Consider the following 22,943-nt stretch of genomic DNA (forward strand, 5'->3'; position numbering starts at 1 on the left):
GAGCACTTTAAGCATTTGGTTTAGTTTAAACAGTTCCTAACTGGGAGCTTCTTAATGCGTTTTTATTCTGACGGCCCTAATATTCCAGATAGCCTTTTAACTAAGAGGGATAGGGGTCGAGTTGTCTTTCTTTGTGGTGCTGGTGTTTCTATTAATTCCGGCATGCCCTCGTTCTTTGAACTTACAAAACATGTAGTAGACTTTTTTGATCCGCCCAAAAACTCTAATGTTTACATAGATTTTATTAAACCTTTAAAAGAGGGAAAGAAAGCTCCAGAAGTCCCTTTAGACCAAGTTTTTCATAGCCTTTATCAAGAGTATGGAAAAGCTGAAGTAAATGAACTGGTGACAGAAAAACTTAGCGTTGCGAACACTGATATCCAGCGTTCAAAAAATCACGAAATTATAAGCACGATATCAGCAGATCAGTCAGGGAAACCGCAAATAGTCACTACTAACTTCGACCTTCTTTTCGAATTCTCAGAAAATTTGAACGCAAGCAATATATCTGTGCCACCTAATTTTCCAAATATAGAGATAGGAGCAACTTTAGCCGAAATAACGTATCTCCATGGGCGATTACAAGAGAGCGCTTCAACTGCCCCTCCATATGTACTCAGCAGCGCTGATTTCGGACGCGCATATCTTTCTGAAGGATGGGCTACGAACTTTGTTCGTTCTCTGCTCAAGCATTATACAGTTGTTCTTCTCGGATATAGTGCTGAGGATCCACCGGTCAAGTACCTCTTGCAAGGGTTAAATCAAGGAGATAGGAAAGAACATTCAAATATATTCGCTTTTGATAAAGGTAAATTTGAAGATATCGAGTCGAAGTGGAGAGATCGAGGTGTAATTCCCATTGCATACAAAGATCATTCTAAACTCTGGGAGTCACTAGATGCTTGGGCTGAGAGAGCCTCGAGCCCGCGTAATTGGCGGGCTAATGTCTTAGCAATGGCAATGCAAGGTCCTCGAGAATTAAAGCCTTACGAGAGAGGACAAGTGGTGCATATGGTATCTACTACTCCAGGAGCTAGATTATTTGCTAAGGCTACCCCTCCTCCACCAGCCGAGTGGGTTTGTGTGTTTGATAATACTTGCCGCAGTAGTGAAAAAAGCTCGAGTTACATCGATCCCGAAGACCAGTTCGATCCATATTTTGAATACCGGTTAGATGATGATCCAATACCTAGCAGAAAGCAGCTTCACTCTCATGATCCTGATTTTAAGAGCGTTCTAAAATGGAATAAATCGGATGAAATTCCTACTTCACCATTTCAGCTAGCGGGGGTTAATAGCACGCGAGGCTGGGAACTTCCCACACGACTAATCCACCTATCAAATTGGATAATCGCTCATACCGGAAGTCCTATTATCGCATGGTGGCTTGCTCGTAAGCCGGGTCTACATCCATATCTTGCAGATGGTTTCAAGCAACAGCTTCGTGCCAATAAAGCTCTGACTCAAGAGATAAGATCCCTTTGGGACAATATTATTACCTACCAAAATGATCCTACTAATTTTTTCTGGGATGGAAGGTGGTTTGATATAAAAGAACGACTCAAGGTTGAGGGTTGGTCTCCTGCCGTATTGAGAGACCTTGAGTCAGCAACGAGCCCTACTGTTAAGGTTACGCGTCCACATGGTATCGCAGCAGCTAGACCTCCAATAGAACGTTTGTCAGAAACTCCACTCTCAGAGATAGCAAATTTGGAAGTTTGCTTCCCTGATCGGCACGGCGAGAATATAGAAGTCCCGGACGACTCGCTTGTCGACGTTTTTAGTATTGCTGAGCGCACATTACACCGGACAAGTCTACTCCACGAGCAAATAAACACAGTTTTCTTAACAGAGCCAACTTGTTACCCAGACCGGGATATTGAAGGGCAAAACATTGAACCGCACATCACCTTTAACTGGTTTATGGAACTGTTTTCAAAGCTAATCTCCAAAAAGCCAAGTGTAGCGAGAGGGTATGCAACCTTATGGTCCCCAGAAAGGGAGATTTATTTTAGAAGGTTAAAACTGTTCGCTCTAAATCAAGCGGAGCTTTTTAATGCTGACGAAGCTATCAAGCAACTACTCAACTTTTCTCAACCTGCATTTTGGGACCCAAAAGTTAGTCGTGAACTATTATTCTTTTTGCTAGATCGATGGCCTCAGTTTTCAGAGAAAAACAAACGAGCATTAATCAACCGTATTCTAGAAGGTCCCGACAAGCCTGATTATTTGGCAGCCCAAGAATACGTTGAGTTCAAGAATAGACAGGCCTCCCTTTATGTTCAATGGTTAACTTCCAAAGGTATTTCGCTAACACAACGAGAACGTGAAAAGCTAAAGCATTTAACCTCGTCTCTCGCGAAATGGGACGATAATTGGGCTGCTGAATATACTAAAGAGCGTTTACCAACGGTGAGAACTGTTGGAGTGAACGAAAACCACGAGGTGCTTAATAGTGAGCCAATCGGTACTATTGTAAATAAAGCTAGAGAGGCGCAAGTACGCGAACCTAACTCCTACTCTGATAAGCGCCCATTTACTGGGTTAGTAAAACATAACCCTCGAAAAGCACTTTCTGCCTTATCATACTTGGCACGAAACGATGAATACCCATCAGATTTTTGGCGAAATTTGATTGAGGAATGGCCCCAAAATACTTCATCACGACTGTTTGAAACCTTCGTTAGAAGATTAGGAAAGTTGCCCGAAAAGACCGTTCAAAGCTTAAACCACTCTGTTGGAAAATGGATTCAAGAAAATATCCTAAATGTGCACAAATATGACGAGGTACTCGCACTTGATACGTTCGATCATCTTGTGCATGCGATAATAAACGGTGGAGAAGTCTGTACTCGCAGTGCTATTGGACAAGTAACGAAGAGAGGTAAAATTGTCGAAAATTCACGTCGCACATTTTCACACAGTAAATCTTCACCAATTGGAAATGCGTTAGATGGTCTGTTAAGCATCTTAAACTCTCTAAATTCATCAGTGTACTCGGGTCTTCCCCAAAAAATAAAAAGCAGACTAGACAAACTGCTTGACGCCCCAGGAGAAGGGGCTGACCATTCAGTTTCAATATTAGCATTCCAGTTAGGCTGGTTATATTTTCTTGATTCTCAATGGGTTAATAGCCGAGTTATTTCTTGGTTTAACTTTGATAGCGCATATAGCGAGCCCGCATGGAATGGCTTCCTCTACTCAGGAAGGCTTCCCCCTGACGAACTATTGAATCAGTTCGCTCCGTTACTATTTAATTTGTTTCCGACTCTTCACGAATGGTCTTGGGGTCATGAGGCATCAAGAGTTTCCGCTCAGTTAATAATTGAGATAGCAATATTTAAACTAGATAAAGTTGATCAGAATGCTGAAAGCAAGGTTCGAAATGCCATTCGAGACATGGATGATAAGGCTAGACAAGTGGCGTTAAACAGACTTGCAGTAATAGGAAACAGGGAAAATGACGGGTGGTCAAATCATGTTATCCCTTTTGTAAATAAGATTTGGCCTCGAGAGCGTAAGTACAGAACTTCCAGCCTATCTAACGCGTGGGTAACAATGATACTTGATTCAGGTATAAGTTTTCCGAATGTGCTGAGGTCTACTTCGCGTTTTCTAACTCAAATTAGAGGAAACAACCACTCACTTTATAACTTAACTAGAGAGAGCAAAGAGCAGTTTGTACTAACCACTACGTATCCAACTGACGTTCTAGAATTACTCGACCTCGTAATCTCAAATGATAAAGATGAGCTCCCATATGAGTTAAGCACTATATTAGAGCTTATTGAGGAAGCAGAGCCATCTTTAACGATAGATATTCGCTATATGCGGCTTATGCAGCTTATTGAGCACACGTAAGATTTATTGTTGCAAGTTATAAACAAGATAAGGCTCTTCAGATACTTAGTTCTGAAGAGCGTAGTACCCGAGCCACCTGAACCAGAATAAACATAGTTAAGCTGTTAGAGCGGCTCAGCTAAAAAAATTAGGGACCTGCGCCCCTATATTTCTAACTCCACAAAGTCTCGATCAACATCTTCTTGGGTAATACCAATATAACGCAGCGTTACCGCCTCAGAGCTGTGCCTTAACATCTTCATTACCCTGGCTATGTCGTTAGTGCTCTTGTAGAGATGGTAGCCACGCGTCTTACGCATCGAATGCGTACCTAGGGCTAAACCAACTTCTTCACCTATCATAGAAATAGCCTTAGATACGTATCGGCGACTCAACGGCTTTGGCGATTGGTTAAGTGACCAACGGCTTCTGTAGGACTGGAACAGATAAATATCATCAGGACGCTTAGATCGTATACGTTCAATTATTACTCGCGCTTTCTCATTCAACTTTATTGTCGCTAGCTTGCCGGTTTTGCCTTCTCGTAAAATTAGCCGGTCACCTTGAATGTCACTAAACTGAATAGACAGTAAATCTGAAATGCGTAACGCCAAGTTTAATCCAATGTTCCAGATATCGGCTATCTGTTGGCCATATGTCTTCTCCAATAAATAACCAATGAGTTTCACTTTATCTAAATCTTTGACTGCTTGCACTTCAGGCATGGTTAAGTTCCTTATTTACCGCATTTAAAGGAAACGAGAACTTCAAAGCCCGACTAGCTTATCTGTGCCCGTTTTATAAGGGATGTAGAGTTCCCAAAAGTACAATTTGGGAACTTGGTCTTTCAGGGGGCCGTACGAGACGAAAAGCTTTGGTTAAACAGCCGTACACCAACCTCTTCCAAAGCCGCTCTAACGCTCTCAACAACGTCAGGTTCGATCGAAAGACCATTGGCATACACACCTTTATCGAACGTTAAAACAGCTCCGTACGCTTTCGCTGTGGACGCTGCCCGTTTTATGCCTTCACTATCAACCGCAGAGTCATCAGTGATGTGGTGACGGATTTGGTAGGACGTGATGACATAGCCCCGCTCATCGAGCAGGAGCAGGCCCAGTGGGCTTGCTGACATAGCGTTAGGAAAGTCAGACTCTGACCTTAAACATCCAGTATTTTGCTGGCGCTCTCGCAATTGCGGTAAAAGAGCTAATGCAGTTATTGCTGCCTTAATTCCCAGCACTACCCACTTTCTAGATGCCGGTGTTTTAAATATTGCCGCCATAAAGGTTTACTCCAGTATTTGGTTACAAGTGAATTAGCGCTAAAGAAGACCGCGCTCAGAAAATGACACGCACTCTTTGCCGACAACGATGTGGTCTTTCACATCAACGTCGATAACGGCCAGGGCCTTTTGCAGGCGCTCCGTCAGGCGGATATCCGCATTGGAAGGCTCAGGCTCTCCCGATGGATGGTTGTGTGACAGGACGAGTGAAGACGCTTTGGTTTCCAGTGCTGCGCGAACCACTTCCCGTGGGTAAACACTGGCCGCATTAATGGTGCCGTAAAACAACTCGCGGTACTCAATGAAGTGGCCCTTTTCATCCAGGAAGATGATGCTGAATACCTCACGCTCGTAGTGCGCCAGCTTATACGTCAGGAAATCCTTAATGACGTTCGGGTTGTAAGGCTCTTGGCCTCGTAAATGGCGCTCTTCCAGGATCTGGCTGGCGCGATGAAAAACGTCTCGCTCAGCTTCATTGTTGGCTGATGAGTAACAGCCTTTATCAAGTGTGTGCATTGTTAACCTCCTAATTTGGTAAATGCACAGCAGTGATATAGGCCTGAAATCTGGTGGGTTCTTAACTATCGCAATAAAGTTTTACGGCTCCGACAGATGCTTTGTAAGCCCCGGTCAATTAAGACAAAAATTTAAGGCAAACACTTCTTCGGTAGCTGCGCCAAGCAGGCGCAGCTACTCAGTTATAGTAATCCTCGCTCAGCAAGTGAGACGACTTCATCTGTTACCAGCATGCAGTCGAGTAACGAAACATCAATCAAGTTTAAGGCCGACTTGAGCGTTGATAAATCGTGCTCTTTGTCTGCGTATCTCAGCTCTTTCGAAGGCGAGAAGTAACTGACAATAACCGCTGCAGCATTAACCTTAAGCACCTCACGATACACACTGGATGCAGCCAACTTTTCACCACCTTCAAACTCAACATTGTCAATGAGCCGGTGTTGGCTATCGAGTAGCAGTAAACCCGCGATTTCTTTTGAGCACTGCTGATATTTGTCCTGAACCAACTCCTTCACCATGGAGGGATCTGTGTAACCCTGCCCATGTAAGAAGCGTGACTGTACTAAATTAAATGCTTTATTCAGTAGCTCCCTCTCAGCATTTGAGAACGAGCTGTTTGATTTGTGTGCGTGCATATCAACTCTCCATCTATAAGAATGCACAGCGGTAATATAGGTTTGAAATTCGACTGGAGAAGAAAGCTAGGGAGCATTTAAACTCCCTAGCAAAGCTTTAGTAATTCACGACGGTGGAGCCGCTATCGGTGACCACTTCAATTTCAGTCAGAGAACAGTCGTCGTAGACTTTAAGCTCGATGGACTCGCCATACTTCAGATCAGTTGGTAGATATGGCTTTCTTGAATACGGAGTTTTATCGCTGTAGTCGCAGTTACCACGGTTAACCAGCATATCTTCAACCGTTACTTGCTCTTCAATTGATGTGATTTCAATTACGAAGTACGTGCCACCTGTATGTCGGTTGGTATGCTCCCAAGCCTCAATACTTACCTGCGGTTCCGGGTCGCCGAGTCCAGGTTCCACCTCCCCCACCTCCACCGAGAAAGCCCGTTCGTGAATCTCTTGGAGATGAGAATGGCCGAAAATAAAAGAGTAATCCCCAATCAGGTTCCACCTCCAAAGCCTGCAAGGGTTCCTCCTCCTCAGAAAAAGCCTCATTAATTTTCTTTGAGGGATGGCTATAGGTTAATTTCTACGGCAACATCAGTCCGTTCTGATATCCGTAAGTTCACATAACAAGGGACAAACATCCGATTTCAGTGAGTTTACTTGTTCCCATTTCCTTATTTTAGGAACTTAGTAGTAATCAAAACAGAACCACTCTTTTTGATGATATATCTTTTAAATTATGGGAAGTTCAAGCTTTGATTGAGAACGACTTTTAATTAATGTACCGTAGTGACGCCTTTTTAAACCGTAGGTAATGATGCTTAGACTCGGATTTTTAATACTGGTGCTTGTTGCTGTTCTGACTCAAATCAGTCAGGCGGTTGCTGATGTGCATCAATCTCACCAGTCCTCTTCTGAGCAACACCTCAATTTTGAGCATGACGAATCCCACATCGATAAGCGCAATCTCCCTAAAAGTGGAGAAATCAGCTTTGACTGCCATCACTGCTGTCACTGCCATGGCTCGTTTCATCTATATGCGATGAAGACTGAAAAAACTCTCGCGTTACCACGAATGGGAACAATGCGCCCTGGGTACACCCAGTTCTACACTAATCCACTATCATCACCACTGTTCCGGCCACCCATCTCCTCATAACTGTCTAATAAGCTGCTATAGCAGCGCAAAAAAATCATTATTTTACGCAGTAATATGACTGAGGAGTCTATCTATGGGTCCGTTTTCGACACATAGCAAACGCTTGTTTGTTGCCGTAAGTCTGGCAATAAGCTCAAGCTACGCCAATGCACAACAGTTGCCCGAGCAATGGCAACAAACTGTGCAGCAACACCCCAGTGTTGAAGCCGCTCAACAGCAGGCTGAAGCACTCATTCAACAGGGCAAGCAATTAAAGCAGCCTTTGTACAACCCTAGCTTATCATCACGCTTAGAGCGTGAGGGTGACATAAATAATTACGCTGTTGGTCTAAGCCAAACACTGGACTGGAGCACTCGCAATGAAGCACGTGCCAGTCAGAGTGACGCAATGACCGCTATGGCAATGAGTATTTATCGCCAGTCGGCGACATCGCATGCTAAAACGCTGCTGAATACCTATGTGCAATGGCTTGGTGCAAAACAGCGTTACGCACTGGCCAAGCAGCAAGAGAAAATCGTTAAACAGGCGATAAGCCTGGTTGCCGAACGACGTAAAGCCGGTGACTTAGGTGCCGTCGACGAACAACTGACGGTACTCGCACTAAGTCGGCAACTGCAACAAACGGCAGCTGCTTATCAACAACTGCAATCCGCTGAAGCAGAGTTAAACGCTCTGCTAACAACGTCTGATGTCGGTCAACTCTCCATTAATGAGGAGCTATTTAACGTTGAACCTGCGTTAACGGCTCGTTGGCAACAACATCCAGCGTTAAAAGCCGCTTACCTGCAATGGCAATTAAAGCGCGCCGATGTCGACTGGAAACGCTCGTTAACCACCGCCAACCCAACCATAGGCGTCGAAGCGGGCGAGAGCGATAACGAAACAGTAGTTGGCTTATCATTCAGCATTCCACTACAGATTCGCAATAACTACAGCGATGCGGTACGCGCAGCCAATAGCGAAGCTGTTGCTGAAGAAAAACGTTTGATTGCACTAAGGCAACAATGGCAAGCAGCACTGAAATCATCTCTTAACAATTATCGTTTTGTGAAAAAACAGTGGCAAAGCTGGCAAAAAGACTTTCAATCTCGGCAGGATGAGTCGATGCAGGTGATTGAACAGTCCTGGCTCGCCGGAGACTTATCCACCACCGACTACCTCACCGCCATGCAACAGCAGCTCGATAGTCAATTTGCAGGTATAGCGCTGCAAACACAATATCGGTTGGCCGCCATTGAATGGTTGTACCGTTCGGGCGAACTCAGTAAAGCGCTGACGTTATCGCCGTTAAGCCAGCAAACAAACGCAGAGATTGGAGAGTAAACGATGTCAGTAAAACCTTTATACGCAGCAATAGCACTTGCGCTGAGCTTTTCGGTTATGGCGCAGGATGAACACGGACACGACGAAAAAGAAGATACCCACAAGGAAGAAGGCAAACACGAGCAAGGTGAACATAAGGAAAGTGCAGGCGTGGAGCTATCCAGCAAGCAGCTGTCCATGGCAGATATCACCACGCGAACCTTGCAAACTCAAGTCATTGAATACCCGGTTTATGCCCCGGGCGAGGTGGTTGCTAACGACTTTAACAGCTACATCGTGAGTCCGCGCATCGATTCGACCGTACTCAAACGTTTTGTCAGTATTGGCGATCACGTCGAAAAAGGTGAACCACTAGCCACACTCTTCAGCGCAACTATGGCAGAGGCGCAAAGTCAGTATTTAGTCACACTTAACGAATGGCAACGCGTGCAGTCACTAGGTGAGTCAACGGTGGGTGAAAAACGCTTTGTCGAAGCGAAAAATGCCTTTACCTCAGCGCACGCGCAACTCAAAGCATTTGGTATGTCGGTCAGTGATATTAAGCGTTTAAGTAAAGCTAATTACCCTATCGGCGAATACCAACTGACCTCAGAAATTGGCGGAATTGTGGTTAGCGATAACTTCAAGCAGGGCCAGCAAGTCAATGCCGGTAACCACTTGGTTGAAGTTCTGCAAGAAGAAACCTTGTGGGTTAATGCTCGGCTACCAGGCTCAGCTGACCTTAATGTGCAGTTTGGTGATCCTGTTGCAGTGAGTGTCGACAATCACCGCTTTGCGGCAAAAGTCATTCAGGAAGGCCACACAATAGACCATAAAACTCGCACCCGAACGGTACGACTTGCGGTAAATAACGAAAAGGACCAATTACATCCCGGTTTATTTGCGGATGTTTATTTCTCAGTCAAGTCGGATGGACCGGTGCTTGCAGTTAAGGACTCTGCCTTGATGCGGGCACCTGATGGTGACTGGCAGATATTCATTGAGCACGAACCCGGAAAATTTGAACCGAAGAAAGTCGAGTTGATTGATCAAAAGGGTCCGTGGAAAGTTATTCGAGGCGTTAAGGAAGGCACAGAATACGTAGACAACGGCGCGTTTTTCGTTCGCTCACAAATCGCTAAAGGCGGTTTTGACCCACATAACCACTAACAGGAGGTTGTATGTTTCAGCGCATTATTCAGTTTGCTGTCGCTAATCGCCTGTTATTGGTATTGGCTTTATTCAGCATCAGCATTGCGTCATTTTTTGTTATTCCCAAACTTAATCTGGATGCCTTCCCCGATGTTACCAACGTTCAGGTAACGGTAAATACGGAGGCCCCCGGGTTAGCAGCGACCGAAGTCGAGCAGCTGATTACCTATCCGATAGAGTCGGTGATGTATGCTCTGCCCGACGTCAAAGAGGTTCGGTCAATCTCAAAAACAGGTTTATCGGGCATTACCGTAGTGTTTGACGAGAGTGTCGATATCTACTTTGCCCGGCAACTGGTGTTTGAACGACTGCAGGCGGCAAAGGAGTTGATACCCGAAGGCGTAGGTACACCCGAAATGGGTCCTAACTCTTCCGGCCTCGGCCAGGTTTATCAGTATCTGCTACTTGCCGAACCGGGCTCCGGTGTCAGCAGTATGGAGCTACGCAGTCTTAACGACTATGTGGTTAAACTGCTACTGATGCCCGTTGAGGGAATTACCGAAGTCTTGTCCTTTGGCGGTAAGGTTAAGCAATATCAGGTTAACCTAAATCCCGCGAAGTTACTGTCTTACGAACTCACACAGCAAGATGTGATGAGCGCGGTCAACAAGAATAACGGTAACGTTGGTGGTTGGTATATGCCCCGCGGTCAGGAGCAGTTGGTTATTCGCGGCACCGGCTGGTTGGATAGCGGTAAAAAAGGCCTGCAACAAATACGACAAATACCGCTCAAAACCGTTGACGGCGTTTCCGTAACACTGAGCCAGGTTGCCGACGTCGAAATCGGTAGTGAAATTCGCCAGGGGGCGGTCTCAATGTCGCGTAAAGTCGACGGCGAGGTCAACCAGCTGGGCGAAGTGGTGTCGGGTATTGTGCTCAAACGCATGGGCTCGAATACCAAAGCCACCATCGACGGTATTAAAAAGCGCATTCCGCTTATTCAGCAAGCATTACCCGAGGGTGTCACCTTTGAGCCGTATTATGATCAGGCCGATTTAATACAAAAAGCCGTATCTACGGTCGCGTATTCACTGCTCATTGCCTTTGTCTTTATTATCGCAGTATTAGCACTGTTTTTGCTCAACATACGCGCTACTTTTTTAGTGTTACTGTCCATTCCCGTTTCTATCGCCATTGCCCTGATGGTAATGTCCGCGATGGGCATGTCAGCTAACCTGATGTCGCTGGGCGGGATTGCTGTTGCCATTGGTATGCTGGTCGACGGCTCCGTGGTGATGGTTGAAAACATCTTTAAGCACTTAAGTCGTCCGGATAGTGAACACCAAGACGACGCCGAGCAACGCACAGAGCACCGCGACCCGGATCCTCAGGCAGCCAAACTCGATAGCCATGGTATCAAGCTGCGAGTTAAGGAAGCGGCGAACGAAGTGGCACGACCGGTATTCTTTGCCGCCATGATTATCTTGGTGGTCTTTATGCCACTGTTTAGTTTTCAGGGTGTTGAAGCTAAATTATTTGAGCCCATGGCTATCAGTATTATGTTGGCCATTATCTCCGCGGTTTTTGTGGCCATTATGGTTGTACCGGCATTAGCCAGTTACTTTTTCAGTCGGGGTATTAAGCCTCGTGAAAATAAACTGCTTAAACCACTAGATAATGGTTATAAAAGACTATTGTCGGTCGCTTTACGCAGTAAAAAGGCCGTTATTACCTTGGCCGGTGTGCTGTTTGTCGGCGCCTTGGTGTTAGTGCCTCGTCTCGGCACGGAGTTCGCTCCCGAACTGGAAGAAGGCACGATTAATATTCGCGTGACATTAGCCCCCTCCTCTAACCTTGAAACGGCCTTAGAGGTGGCTCCGAAGCTTGAAAAAATCCTGATTTCGTTCCCGGAAACCACCTACGCACTCAGCCGCATTGGACGAGCTGAAGTGGGCGGTGATCCAGAGCCTATCAGCAACATCGAGATATATGTGGGCCTTAAGCCGCAATCCGAATGGACAACGGCATCCGATCGCTACGCCTTACAAGAAAAAATGGAGGCAAAACTCGATGCTCACCCAGGCTTGTTGTTTAATTTTTCACAACCTATTGCAACACGGGTTGATGAACTGCTCTCAGGTGTAAAATCGCAGCTAGCCATCAAACTATTTGGACCCGAGCTTGACGTGTTGGCCCGTAAAGGCCAGGAAATAGAAGGTGCCGTCAAGCAAGTTGACGGGGCGGTTGCTGTAGCGATGGAGCAAATAAAAGGTGAAGCACAACTCGTGGTTTCGCCGAAACGCCAGCAACTCTCACGCTACGGCTTAAATGTCACCGATGTACTGAGCGTTGTCGACAATGGCTTGGGTGGCGCTTCGGCAGGCCAGATCATTCGCGGTAATGAGCGCTATGATATTTACGTGCGGCTGGCCAAGCAATTCCGCGATACGCCGGAGTCTATTCGTTCGTTACGCCTGTTAACTCCCTCAGGGGCCTGGGTAACCTTAGGCGAAGTCGCCAACGTTGCAATTGAATCAGGACCACCGCAAATCCGTCGTGATGATGTCCAGCGTCGCGTTGTGATTCAATCAAACGTTCAGGATCGTGACATGGGCAGCGTGGTTGCCGATATTCGGAAGGCGATTGACGAAAAGGTGGATTTACCAACCGGTTACTCAGTCGACATTGGTGGCCAGTTCGAAAGTCAACAACGAGCACAGGAGCGCTTGTCCATTGTCGTTCCCATATCGCTGGCACTCATCGCCCTGCTGCTTTATTTTGCTTTCGGCACCATGGGTCAAGCCATGTTGATTTTGGTGAATGTACCATTGGCAGTCATCGGCGGTATTGTGGCTCTCTATGTGTCAGGACAGTACTTATCGGTGCCCAGCGCCGTGGGTTTCATCACACTGTTTGGTGTGGCGGTACTAAACGGTGTGGTTCTGGTCGAGAGTATTAACCAGAGAATAACCGATGGGCATGCGGTTAATGATGCCGTGTTTGATGGCGCATGGTCGCGACTCCGCCCAGTATTGATGACTGCAATAACCTCAGCGTTAGGACTCATTCCCATGCTGTTTGCAACCGGTGCAGGGGCTGAAATTCAACGCCCACTGGCTACCGTCATTGTTGGTGGTTTGGTATCAGCTACTCTGCTGACATTGGTTATCTTACCCGTGCTCTATCCTTGGTTTTCGAAACAAAAAATTAAGGATTTAAGCCGTTAGGGTTCAATAGCATTTAAGGGGGCGGTTATTGTCGCCCCCTTTTATTAAAAGAGGAACGTATTATGGGACATCACCATAACCATGATCACTCAAAGGACATGCCGTCCAACCGATTAGGTTGGGCATTTCTGCTTAACTTTGTTTTTACCATTATTGAGTTCATTGGTGGTTTTCTTACCAACAGTACCGCCATTTTAGCTGATGCCGTTCATGATCTTGGCGATAGCCTGTCGTTAGGTCTCGCGTGGATACTAAATAAACTTGGCAAAAAACAGGCTAACCAACACTTTACCTACGGTTATAAGAGACTGAATCTTGCCGGTGCATTTATTAATGCCGTTGTGTTAATCGCAGGCTCTGCCTGGGTACTTGTGGAAGCAATTCCCAGACTCTGGAACCCTCAGATGCCCGTCGCTGATGGCATGATTGCTTTAGCCGTCGTTGGCATTACAGTTAATGGATTTGCTGCTTACAAATTGTCAGAGGGCAAAACGTTAAACGAACGCGTTATTAACTGGCACTTGCTGGAGGATGTTCTCGGCTGGGTCGCTGTACTTATCGTTGGTATTGTTTTGCTGTTTGTGGATTGGCCAATTCTCGATCCGCTACTGTCGATTGGTTTTACTATGTTTATTTTAGTGAATGTGCTGCGCAACCTGTGGGCAACGCTGAAACTCTTCATACAAGCAACTCCGGACAAAGAAACCTACAGACAAGTCGCTGACACTTTGCTGGAGCTACCTCATGTTGCTGACCTACACCATCTGCATTTTTGGTCACTAGATGGCGAGGAGCATGTATTAACCGTTCATTTGGTGTTAACTGAAAATCTTGATATCGAGGCCCGTAGGAATTTAAAACAGCGCATCGATGACGTCCTTGCGCCCTATGCTTTAAGCCATACAACGGTAGAACTAGAAGATCCTGATGAAGCGTGTAGGGACAACTGATAATGAGTGCATTATTTTTATTGAAAACGCTCGGGTTATTTATTGCAACCGCAATTGCCGAAATTGTCGGTTGCTATTTACCCTACCTATGGCTCAAAGAGGGTCATTCCGTTTGGTTGCTCATTCCGGCAGCAATAAGCTTGGCTTTATTTGCTTACTTATTAACATTTCATCCAGCGGAAAGCGGGCGGGTCTACGCAGCTTATGGTGGTATTTACGTGTTAACTGCCATAGTCTGGCTGCGAATTGTCGATAAATCGCCACTATCCAATTTCGACCTGATTGGCACGGCGTTTGTGCTAACCGGTATGGGGATTCTTGTGTATGGCTGGCGTTAGCTATAAAGCAATTCAGTTAAAGAACTCCGCTCAAAAGTTTTACTACACAGACTAACACACCTTATGTTTGTCCGTGGTAGCGTCCTCAACCCCGTCATTAAGCGAGGCCATCAGTGGACAATAGACATCTCCGTGTCCGGCGCTGCATTTTTGCACCAGCTCATTCAACGCTCGTTCAATTTGCTGTAAGTGCGATATCTTTCGACGAACACTGGTGAGCTTTTGCTCCCCAAGCTCCCGTGCCTCATCGCAATGAGCGCCATCTTGCAGAGTTAATAGCTCACCAATTTCATCCAGACTAAATCCAAGCCATTGAGACGCGCGAATAAAATGAAGCCGAGCAAGCGCTTGTTCGTCGTAATGTCGGATCCCCCCATACGGCTTTTCCGGCTCGCTCATTAGCCCTCGGCGCTGATAATAGCGCACCGTTTCCACGCCCACGCCGGCTGTTTTGGCCAGCGTGCCAATTGTCATTACGTTGCGTTTTTTTAACATAGCTATTGCTTCCGTAGTGAGGTACGGGTTTAAGATTAACACATTAAAGCAAAATGCCCGAAGGAGTTACTCTTATGTCAAATTCAAAATCTGGTCGGGGCTCTCTTCTCGCGGGAGGGATCGCAGCGACTCTCGCATCTGCGTGTTGTCTGGGTCCCCTCATATTACTTGCACTCGGTGTATCCGGGGCCTGGATTGGGAGCCTCACAGCACTTGAGCCTTATCGACCCATTTTTATTACCATTGCATTGATTGCCATATTCTTTGCCTGGCGTCGAATATACCGGCGTGCTGATGACTGCAACCCTGATAACACCTGCGCAACGCCAAATGCTCGTAAGAGCTACAAAGTGATGTTTTGGCTCGTTGCGGTGCTTACTTTAACAGCATTGGCTTACCCCTATGTTGTTCCTTTGTTTTACTAGGAGGCAATACACGATGAAAAAAACAATGATAACAACCATTTTATTTTTACTGTTTAGCATGCCCGCATTGGCGGTTGAGAAAACGGTTACGCTATCAGTACCCGGTATGACATGCGTCACCTGCCCAATTACTGTCAAAGCTGCACTTGGCCAAGTTGCAGGTGTGAGCGCCGTCGATGTCCGTTTTGAAGAGCGGGATGCAACCGTGACATTCGACGACGAAAAAACGTCAGTTAAGCAGCTCACTGAAGCAACGACAAATGCAGGATACCCATCAACACTGAAAGCAACGGCACCAAAAAATCAGTCATGAAACATCACAATGCCTTATAGCTGCTGTAAAACTGAAAGACCAAGGAGTAACCGTTATGAGTAATAACAATTTACACATTGCTGTCATTGGTAGCGGCGGCAGTGCGATGGCTGCGGCACTCAAAGCGACCGAGAGAGGTGCCCGAGTGACGCTCATTGAGAGAGGTACTATTGGCGGAACTTGTGTCAATATTGGCTGTGTCCCGTCTAAAATCATGATCCGAGCGGCTCATATCGCCCAACTGCGGCGAGAAAGCCCTTTTGATAAAGGCTTAAGTACTCATACTCTTAAGGTAAATCGATCAGCTCTCCTCGAGCAACAACAGGCTCGGGTAGAAGAACTCCGTGAATCCAAATACCAGAGTATTCTTAGAGAGAATTCCGCCATTACCGTTATTAACGGCGAAGCCCGCTTTATAAACGATGAAACTCTTTCCGTATCACTTCGCGATGGCGGTGAGCAAACGGTTTACTTTGACCGTGCTTTTATCGGCACCGGGGCCCGACCCGCACAACCCCCCATCCCCGGCTTAGCTGAAACCCCTTACCTTACTTCGACAAGCGCATTAGAGCTAAGTAACATTCCTAAACGCCTCGCTATTATTGGAGCCTCGGTCGTTGCTCTTGAATTAGCACAGGCCTTCGCGCGTCTCGGTAGTGAAGTTACTGTTTTGGCTCGCAGTCGGGTGTTATCCCAAGACGAGCCTGCCATTGGTGAGGCAATAGCCACTGTTTTTTATCACGAAGGCATCAATGTGCTTGAGCATACAGAAGCCAGCGAAGTGCGTTACGACGGACAACACTTCATTCTCAAAACCAATGCCGGAACATTAAAAGCAGAACAACTGCTCGTGGCCACAGGCCGCACGCCCAATACGGAAAACCTCGATTTAGAAACCATCGCCGTACAAACCGAGCGCGGTGCCATAACGATTAACGATCGCATGCAAACCTCTAACTCAAGAGTATATGCGGCAGGCGACTGTACGAATCAGCCGCAGTTTGTCTATGTCGCCGCCGCAGGCGGCAGCCGAGCCGCTATTAACATGACGGGCGGTGATGCGCATCTTGATCTCAGTGCAATGCCCGAGGTTATCTTTACTGATCCACAAGTCGCCACGGTGGGTTTATCAGAAGCTGATGCTAAAACTGGTGGTTACGTCACCGAAAGCCGCACGTTGGGCCTTGAAAATGTCCCACGGGCATTGGTTAACTTCGATACCCAAGGGTTTATAAAAATTGTCGCAGAAAGTGGCAGCGGCCGGCTGCTCGGTGTTCAAGTCGTCGCAGGAGAAGCTGGTGAGTTGATTCAAGCTGCTGTAATGGCGATAAGAGCAGGAATGACAGTCAATGAGTTGGCTGATGAGCTCTTCCCATACCTTACGATGGTAGAAGGCTTAAAATTATGCGCTCAAACGTTTACTAAAGATGTTAGCCAATTATCTTGCTGCGCTGGGTGAGATAACCTAGCTTAACTTCACTGGACAGTTACCAATATTTCGGGTTTAGCTGCTGGTTGGTGATAGGTTAAGCTAGTTCAGGAGTGATAATAGTTGTTATAAGCACTTTTTTTTCATTCATATTAGCTCTTATTTGTCTCACTTATTTGACAATAAGTTTTCCTAGATACCTTTGCATCTGACAATGAAAATCGTATTCTCCGGTCTTTAATACTGGCAATTCGATCAACTTTAACTTATTGGTCGGTAAAGTATCGCTGATCCCCAGATCAGGAATAAGCAAAGTTTCAGAGCAACAGATTTAAAGGCTTCCAGTTTGACAACAATCTCATTTAGCCGTTTTCATTTGTTTATTATATAACGTTACAATTAGCCAGCCAGTAATCATAGCTCCCAAGGACCACCCGAATAATCCCGTAACAAATCCACTAAAACTGAAATTCCACTCGAAACCAGAAAATTTACCGTGAACCATGCTTTCTGTTAACGCCATCATGCTAGAAGGCCAAAAAAGCACGAGTAAAGTGCAGATGGACCATACTACAGCAAAGGCGGCGCCAGCTGCTAAACCAAATTTACTTGCATCAAGCTTCATCATTTGTCCTAAAAAATTGCAAAATCAAATAAAAAGCGCGGCTACTTATTCCTATAAATAACCGCACTTAATCTTAAGCGAATGCCTTATATCGCTTAACTACCCTGCTTCATTTCCTCACTTTGGTGTTCCATCATTTGCTCCATCATCTTTTGCATCATATCCATTCGATGCTCCATCATTTTCATTTTATTCATCATATTCTCTTTGCCCATTTGCTCTGCTTTGTCTCCCTTTTTATGTTCTCCTTTGTTCATGCCTTTATCCATCCCATGGTTCATCATTTGCATGCCCTTCTGCATTGACTTCATATGTTTTTGCATGAGTTCTTTACGCTTCTTGGGGTCAGATTCGCTTTTTATTTTTTCCATAGCTTCGCGCATTTCCTGCATGTGCTCATGCATTGATGTCATTTTTTCATGGTGCATCATTCCACTCATTGAACCTTTTTTATCATCGCCATGTTTATGCTGAGCATCAGCAAAGACAGGAGAGGCCATTAAAGCTGTGATAGTTAAAGCTGAAAGTACTTTTTTCATTCTATTACCCTCTTGATTATGACCAAATTGTATTGGTTTCATTAATTTGACGTTATTTCATTACAGTTAAATCTTGGAACCCACGCTGACGTAGATCCCATATAACGGCAGTATTCATCGCCGAATTCTTCAATGCCTTCGATGAAATTGAATTTCATTGAATCTAGCGGAAAACTTTTAAAATTCTCATTGTGACCTGGACGTTTTAAGCCATTTAACCAGCAACGATTTTTCCCCGATACATTTGCATCTGGCAATGAAAGTCATACTCTCCGGGTTCCAGTGCTGGTATTTGAATTGGCTTTAATTTGTTAAAAGGCAACGTTTCACTGATTTCCAGGTCAGGGATAAGCAGAGTTTCAGAGCAAGGCGATTGATCCTTCCGCAGAAACCTGAGTTCAACCGGCTTACCTTCAGGTACGTTTATTCTCGAAGGCGAGTAGGTGCCGTTTTCGACGGCAATCACCCAATCACCTTCTCCCAGCTTCATCTGCTTGGGCGTGTAAAGCCAAAACCACCAGACGATCAGTGCGATCAGAGCGATACCAGCAATATTAATAAATAACATATTTATTCTCCTGAATGCGCCAATGTTAAAAGGTGCATTAATGTTTCTTGGCTTTGAAAAAGCGTAACCGGTTAGCGTTGCTCACTACCGTAAGCGAAGAAAAAGCCATTGCTGCACCTGCAATAACCGGACTCAACAGCATTCCAAAAAATGGATACAGAACGCCTGCGGCAAAAGGAATACCTGCTACGTTGTAAATAAAAGCACCAAATAAGTTTTGTTTAATGTTGCTCAGTGTGGCCTTGCTCACCGCGACCGCATCGGCAAGCCCGTGCAACGACCCGCGCATCAATGTAATATCAGCACTTTCAATAGCGACGTCCGTTCCCGTGCCAATCGCGAAGCCTACATTGGCAATAGCTAGTGCTGGCGCATCATTAATACCATCTCCCGTCATGCCAACGATTTCGCCTTCCATCTGCAGCTCCTGAACCTTTTTTGATTTTTCTTCCGGCAGAACTTCAGCGAAAAATTCTTTAATTCCTACTTTTTCAGCAACTGCTTCTGCTGTCGCGCGATTATCACCAGTAAGCATCACTACTCGCACACCGTTATCTTGCAAACGTTTAATGGCGGCTACGGAGTCGTCTTTTATCGGGTCGGCAACTGCAATAATTGCAGCTAACTCATTATCAACGGCAAAGTACATAGGCGTCTTAGCTTCAGCAGCTAAGCCTTGGGCTTTTTCAACAAAGTTACCGAGCTCAACTTGACGTTCACGCAACAGCTTTTCATTACCGAAAAGGAGGGACTTCCCGTCAACTTCTGCCTCCACGCCATGACCAGCGATGGCGTTGAAGTTCGAGACCTTACTTGTCTTAATCCCTCTTTCCCTGGCTGACTCAACTATCGCCTGTGCTAGCGGATGTTCAGAGCCAGACTCAAGTGTCGCTGCAAGTTGCAGTACGGTTTGCTCATCGTACTCACTCGCTACTAATACGTCGGTGACTTTAGGAGAACCAAGTGTAATGGTGCCCGTTTTATCCAGGATCATAGCCGATACTTTCGACGCTGTTTGCAATGCTTCGCCATTGCGAATCAGCACACCTGCCTCTGCGGCTTTTCCTACACCCACCATTACCGACATAGGCGTCGCCAGGCCTAATGCGCAAGGGCAAGCAATAATCAAGACAGTGGTCGCTGATACCACAGCAAAGGCCAGTGCCGGCTCAGGCCCAAAGTTAAGCCAAGCTAGAGCACTGATAACAGCGATAATCATAACGACTGGCACAAAGTAAGCTGAAATAACATCGGCAAGACGACCGATTGGGGGCTTAGAGTTTTGCGCCCGTTTCACCATGTTAATAATTTGAGCAAGTGCTGTATCTTTTCCGACTCTTGTCGCTTGAAACAAAAAGGAACCACTTTTATTTATCGTGCCCGCCACAACGTCATCACCAACTGATTTTTCCACGGGCATGGGTTCACCCGTTAGCATAGATTCATCAACGGTGGTACTTCCCTCTATAACTTTTCCATCAACAGGGATTTTTTCTCCGGGACGAACACGTACTACGTCCTCCTCGAGTACGTCTTCGATAGCGATATCCAATTGTTTATCGTCACGAATCACCCTTGCGGTTTTCGCCTGCAAACCAATGAGACGTTTTATGGCTTCGGACGTGCGCCCACGAGCTTTCAGTTCAAGTGCCAGCCCCAAATTGATCAAACCGATAATCATTGCGGTCGCTTCAAAGTATACGTGACGCGCCATTTCCGGAACCAGGTGCGGAACCAATACAACCACCATGGAATACAACCAGGCGGTACCAGTACCAAGTGCGATCAGCGTATCCATATTAGCGGAATGATTTTTCAAAGATTGCCAGGCACCGACGAAGAAGTGTTTGCCCGAAAAGTAAAGTACACCTAACGTTAGAATACCTACGACTAACCATGTCACACGCTCTGTGGCAGTGGTCACCGTCATTTCACCAACAAAAAGGCTATAAATCATGAGAGGTACACCTAACGACAGCGCAACGGTCATCTCCCGCATCAGCCGCTTGTAATAAGCCCAGTCGGCTTGCTCTTTTTCTGCCAACGCATCACCGTCACTTTCGGACGTGGCTACTTTAGCGCTATACCCCGCCCTCTCTACTGCTTTCACTAAAGCGCTCGGATTTGCTGTTCCAGTCACACTGACCGTTCGCTGGGCAAAGTTCATCTCAGCATTTTCCACGCCGGATACAGACTTTAATGCATTTTCGATTTTGCCAACACAACTCGCGCAACCGGCTCCCTCGATAATGAGTTCCTCAATGGAACGACTACGAACGTCCTCAGTTTTTACACCCATACCAGTGCTCCTTATTGACGGGAAACGAGCCAAGCAACAGCTATTTCCCGCAAAGTACCAACGATAAAACCGTCACTCACTACATATCCGAAAATCGATTCGCAGTTTGCACCATTCGTTTAATTTCATTTTCTTCAACGTTCTTTACCGTTTCTAGCAGCTCTTTTGCGCTATCTATATCAACACGGGAATATAGGTGTTCATACAGTTCTATGACTTGCTCATGATGGTTTACAACCTTCTCCATAATGTGATCGGTATCTAACTCTTTAAAAGGCGAATCGCAGTGCCCATGCTCAACGATGGGATGTTTCCCAATATAGTCATAACACCAAGTGTCTAATGCATTTAGGTTGGCTGTATTCAAAAAACCTTCAACCATTCGCTCTAAGCTAGCTTCATGACCCGACACGTAGCTTAGAATCATCCGAGCTCGTTCATCTTGGTTTTGTTTAGAGCAGTGAGTCACACACTCCTTCAGGTTTTTGTGGAAATCAACGGTCCAACTCAGTACATCTTTGATTGTTTCTATTTGCATTTTTTACTCCTTACCTATAATTAATTGTTACTTTCGTTTGCTTTTGGTACGTGGCGGGCTTCTGTGGCAACTCCACGGTGTATGCTCTGCATTATCTTTAATATTTTGATCAATAAATTTGTAGTATTCCTCTTTCAAGTGAGTCCACCAGCCACTATTTATTTCAACACCAAATATTCCGAGCTTTTCCTCTATCATAGTCAGATCGACTTTAGAGGCATCATAAGCGACCGATAACAAGTTCTGGTCAGAGTCGTAGGCAACGCTATCAAGACCAACCAAGCGATCGATTTCGTTAATCGCTTCGCGAACTTTTTTCACACTCTCAGTGTTTAGCTTTAACGTGCGATTGACTAAGTTAATTTCCCGCACTCCGGCTCTATGATCGTTAGTTGACATCAGTACTGTCCTATTTATTAAAACTACCAATATGCTTCAGTCGACGTTGCCGCGATATTAACGTTGTAACGAGAGTTCTTTATCAGTCGCTGCTCGTTTGTCGTGAACCCAAAGCAATTCATCTATTGGCGAGATACAGACTAAGCCCTCGTTAGATACCCCGGTATGGGCCGCTTCAACTACCAAAAACGCAACGTCACGCGCGTCATCACTGTTCACATAAACTTCGAGCTGTACGTGCTCAACTAAGTGATCATCGTTATAACTATCGAAGTAATAGCCTCGACCTCGAACAGGAAACAATGTAAAGCCGCTAACGCCACACCCAACCAGAGTCTCCTCCACTGCGTCTTGCCGAAGTTGATCAAAAATAGCGGTGATTTTAGATAGGTTCATATATTCTCCTACAAGCCTTAAGTCACTTAACTTAAGAGCTCTATCTAGCATGATTAAATTTCGAAAAAAGTTTTAATTGAAATTCAGCAGGAGCTATTTCGGAGGATAAAAAATATCAAAAGACATTTGCTTAACATTCCCTTCATATGAAAGAGGATGCTGCAAGTAACCAATTGACTTTATTGGCAAATTGAACGGAATTAATACTAAAGGTGAGCTTGCAGAGTTGCACCCCGCATCCATTAAACATGTATCAGCAGAGTCAGTTAAACAATAACAGCACGTTTTACTGGCAGGTTGTTCGTCGTCATCACAATGAATGTTGCTTTTTCTCTCGTTTGCAACATCTGCCTGATTAACGTTGATTACGTGCTCTGCGCTGGAGGCAGTATTATGGACAGGAGCAGCTGGGAAGGATAGTTGAATTACTATTCCTAGCATAAGCACAACTAAAAATTTTGTTTGAGCCATATGTGTGTCCCCAATCCCGAATTTTAACCTAGCATACTTGTTAGCGCAC

25 protein-coding genes are annotated in these 22,943 nt (G+C 45.7%); 9 read left to right on the forward strand and 16 right to left on the reverse strand.

The window, feature by feature from the left end; translation table 11 throughout:
* Positions 1–54 precede the first annotated feature (54 nt).
* Positions 55–3,861, forward strand: a complete 3,807-nt coding sequence (locus ACP7FG_RS02920) for an SIR2 family protein (protein ID WP_439225470.1) — start codon at positions 55–57, stop codon at positions 3,859–3,861.
* A 143-nt stretch (positions 3,862–4,004) separates the two neighbouring features.
* Here the strand turns inward: ACP7FG_RS02920 and ACP7FG_RS02925 are convergent, their stop codons facing one another.
* From ACP7FG_RS02925 to ACP7FG_RS02950, 6 genes are all read right to left on the reverse strand, one after another.
* Complete coding sequence (locus ACP7FG_RS02925; protein WP_439225471.1) at positions 4,005–4,565, reverse strand: tyrosine-type recombinase/integrase; 561 nt, start codon at positions 4,563–4,565, stop codon at positions 4,005–4,007.
* A 122-nt stretch (positions 4,566–4,687) separates the two neighbouring features.
* Positions 4,688–5,125, reverse strand: a complete 438-nt coding sequence (locus tag ACP7FG_RS02930; protein ID WP_417442868.1) for a hypothetical protein — start codon at positions 5,123–5,125, stop codon at positions 4,688–4,690.
* A 39-nt stretch (positions 5,126–5,164) separates the two neighbouring features.
* On the reverse strand, positions 5,165–5,641 hold the full coding sequence (locus ACP7FG_RS02935; RefSeq protein WP_278420680.1) for a JAB domain-containing protein: 477 nt from the start codon (positions 5,639–5,641) through the stop codon (positions 5,165–5,167).
* A gap of 182 nt (positions 5,642–5,823) precedes the next feature.
* Positions 5,824–6,276 carry a JAB domain-containing protein gene (locus tag ACP7FG_RS02940; protein ID WP_417442869.1) on the reverse strand — a complete coding sequence of 151 codons (453 nt, stop codon included), beginning with the start codon at positions 6,274–6,276 and terminating at the stop codon, positions 5,824–5,826.
* Positions 6,277–6,373: 97 nt separating this feature from the next.
* The gene (locus ACP7FG_RS02945) at positions 6,374–6,682 is read right to left on the reverse strand and encodes a hypothetical protein (protein WP_417442870.1); all 309 of its coding nucleotides are present in this window, start codon (positions 6,680–6,682) and stop codon (positions 6,374–6,376) included.
* 421 nt (positions 6,683–7,103) lie between these two features.
* Positions 7,104–7,289 carry a hypothetical protein gene (locus ACP7FG_RS02950; protein ID WP_034733748.1) on the reverse strand — a complete coding sequence of 62 codons (186 nt, stop codon included), beginning with the start codon at positions 7,287–7,289 and terminating at the stop codon, positions 7,104–7,106.
* 211 nt (positions 7,290–7,500) lie between these two features.
* Here ACP7FG_RS02950 and ACP7FG_RS02955 point away from each other — a divergent pair, with 211 nt between their 5' ends.
* The 5 genes from ACP7FG_RS02955 (at position 7,501) to ACP7FG_RS02975 (ending at position 14,397) form a co-directional block, all read left to right on the forward strand.
* A complete protein-coding gene (locus ACP7FG_RS02955) occupies positions 7,501–8,751 on the forward strand; it encodes a TolC family protein (RefSeq protein ID WP_110014393.1) in 1,251 nt (416 codons plus the stop codon).
* Positions 8,752–8,754: 3 nt separating this feature from the next.
* Positions 8,755–9,900: an efflux RND transporter periplasmic adaptor subunit gene (locus ACP7FG_RS02960; protein ID WP_110014394.1), complete on the forward strand. Its 1,146-nt coding sequence runs from the start codon at positions 8,755–8,757 to the stop codon at positions 9,898–9,900.
* Between the two features lie 11 nt (positions 9,901–9,911).
* On the forward strand, positions 9,912–13,109 hold the full coding sequence (locus ACP7FG_RS02965; RefSeq protein WP_417442871.1) for an efflux RND transporter permease subunit: 3,198 nt from the start codon (positions 9,912–9,914) through the stop codon (positions 13,107–13,109).
* Between the two features lie 62 nt (positions 13,110–13,171).
* The gene (locus ACP7FG_RS02970; RefSeq protein ID WP_417442872.1) at positions 13,172–14,059 is read left to right on the forward strand and encodes a cation diffusion facilitator family transporter; all 888 of its coding nucleotides are present in this window, start codon (positions 13,172–13,174) and stop codon (positions 14,057–14,059) included.
* Between the two features lie 2 nt (positions 14,060–14,061).
* The gene (locus ACP7FG_RS02975; protein WP_126772020.1) at positions 14,062–14,397 is read left to right on the forward strand and encodes a YnfA family protein; all 336 of its coding nucleotides are present in this window, start codon (positions 14,062–14,064) and stop codon (positions 14,395–14,397) included.
* A gap of 51 nt (positions 14,398–14,448) precedes the next feature.
* Here the strand turns inward: ACP7FG_RS02975 and merR are convergent, their stop codons facing one another.
* A complete protein-coding gene (gene merR, locus ACP7FG_RS02980) occupies positions 14,449–14,892 on the reverse strand; it encodes an Hg(II)-responsive transcriptional regulator (RefSeq protein ID WP_126772022.1) in 444 nt (147 codons plus the stop codon).
* A 74-nt stretch (positions 14,893–14,966) separates the two neighbouring features.
* Here merR and merT point away from each other — a divergent pair, with 74 nt between their 5' ends.
* Genes merT through merA form a run of 3 tightly spaced genes read left to right on the forward strand, consistent with a single transcriptional unit; the run spans position 14,967 to position 17,089 of the window.
* Positions 14,967–15,317 (forward strand): mercuric ion transporter MerT, encoded by a 351-nt coding sequence (merT, locus tag ACP7FG_RS02985; protein WP_011234881.1) that lies wholly within the window; start codon positions 14,967–14,969, stop codon positions 15,315–15,317.
* Positions 15,318–15,330: 13 nt separating this feature from the next.
* Entirely contained in the window at positions 15,331–15,630 is a 300-nt protein-coding gene (gene merP, locus ACP7FG_RS02990; RefSeq protein WP_034818174.1) for a mercury resistance system periplasmic binding protein MerP, read from the forward strand.
* Between the two features lie 55 nt (positions 15,631–15,685).
* The gene (gene merA, locus ACP7FG_RS02995) at positions 15,686–17,089 is read left to right on the forward strand and encodes a mercury(II) reductase (RefSeq protein WP_133566289.1); all 1,404 of its coding nucleotides are present in this window, start codon (positions 15,686–15,688) and stop codon (positions 17,087–17,089) included.
* Positions 17,090–17,231: 142 nt separating this feature from the next.
* Here the strand turns inward: merA and ACP7FG_RS03000 are convergent, their stop codons facing one another.
* The 9 genes from ACP7FG_RS03000 to ACP7FG_RS03040 form a co-directional block, all read right to left on the reverse strand.
* Positions 17,232–17,372: a cupredoxin domain-containing protein gene (locus ACP7FG_RS03000; RefSeq protein WP_153849795.1), complete on the reverse strand. Its 141-nt coding sequence runs from the start codon at positions 17,370–17,372 to the stop codon at positions 17,232–17,234.
* Between the two features lie 45 nt (positions 17,373–17,417).
* The gene (locus ACP7FG_RS03005; protein WP_133566291.1) at positions 17,418–17,687 is read right to left on the reverse strand and encodes a DUF5676 family membrane protein; all 270 of its coding nucleotides are present in this window, start codon (positions 17,685–17,687) and stop codon (positions 17,418–17,420) included.
* A gap of 92 nt (positions 17,688–17,779) precedes the next feature.
* Positions 17,780–18,223, reverse strand: a complete 444-nt coding sequence (locus ACP7FG_RS03010; protein ID WP_417442873.1) for a hypothetical protein — start codon at positions 18,221–18,223, stop codon at positions 17,780–17,782.
* 214 nt (positions 18,224–18,437) lie between these two features.
* The gene (locus tag ACP7FG_RS03015; protein ID WP_011234468.1) at positions 18,438–18,791 is read right to left on the reverse strand and encodes a cupredoxin domain-containing protein; all 354 of its coding nucleotides are present in this window, start codon (positions 18,789–18,791) and stop codon (positions 18,438–18,440) included.
* A 37-nt stretch (positions 18,792–18,828) separates the two neighbouring features.
* Positions 18,829–21,090 carry a heavy metal translocating P-type ATPase gene (locus ACP7FG_RS03020; RefSeq protein ID WP_439225472.1) on the reverse strand — a complete coding sequence of 754 codons (2,262 nt, stop codon included), beginning with the start codon at positions 21,088–21,090 and terminating at the stop codon, positions 18,829–18,831.
* A 79-nt stretch (positions 21,091–21,169) separates the two neighbouring features.
* On the reverse strand, positions 21,170–21,628 hold the full coding sequence (locus ACP7FG_RS03025; protein ID WP_006956218.1) for a hypothetical protein: 459 nt from the start codon (positions 21,626–21,628) through the stop codon (positions 21,170–21,172).
* A 27-nt stretch (positions 21,629–21,655) separates the two neighbouring features.
* Entirely contained in the window at positions 21,656–22,027 is a 372-nt protein-coding gene (locus ACP7FG_RS03030) for a hypothetical protein (protein WP_034818188.1), read from the reverse strand.
* A 57-nt stretch (positions 22,028–22,084) separates the two neighbouring features.
* A complete protein-coding gene (locus ACP7FG_RS03035) occupies positions 22,085–22,423 on the reverse strand; it encodes a P-II family nitrogen regulator (protein WP_034818190.1) in 339 nt (112 codons plus the stop codon).
* A gap of 93 nt (positions 22,424–22,516) precedes the next feature.
* On the reverse strand, positions 22,517–22,894 hold the full coding sequence (locus ACP7FG_RS03040) for a hypothetical protein (RefSeq protein ID WP_133540735.1): 378 nt from the start codon (positions 22,892–22,894) through the stop codon (positions 22,517–22,519).
* Positions 22,895–22,943 lie beyond the last annotated feature (49 nt).

Origin of the sequence: Idiomarina sp. ST10R2A5, from assembly GCF_051842325.1 — a bacterium.
Lineage (GTDB): Bacteria > Pseudomonadota > Gammaproteobacteria > Enterobacterales > Alteromonadaceae > Idiomarina > Idiomarina abyssalis.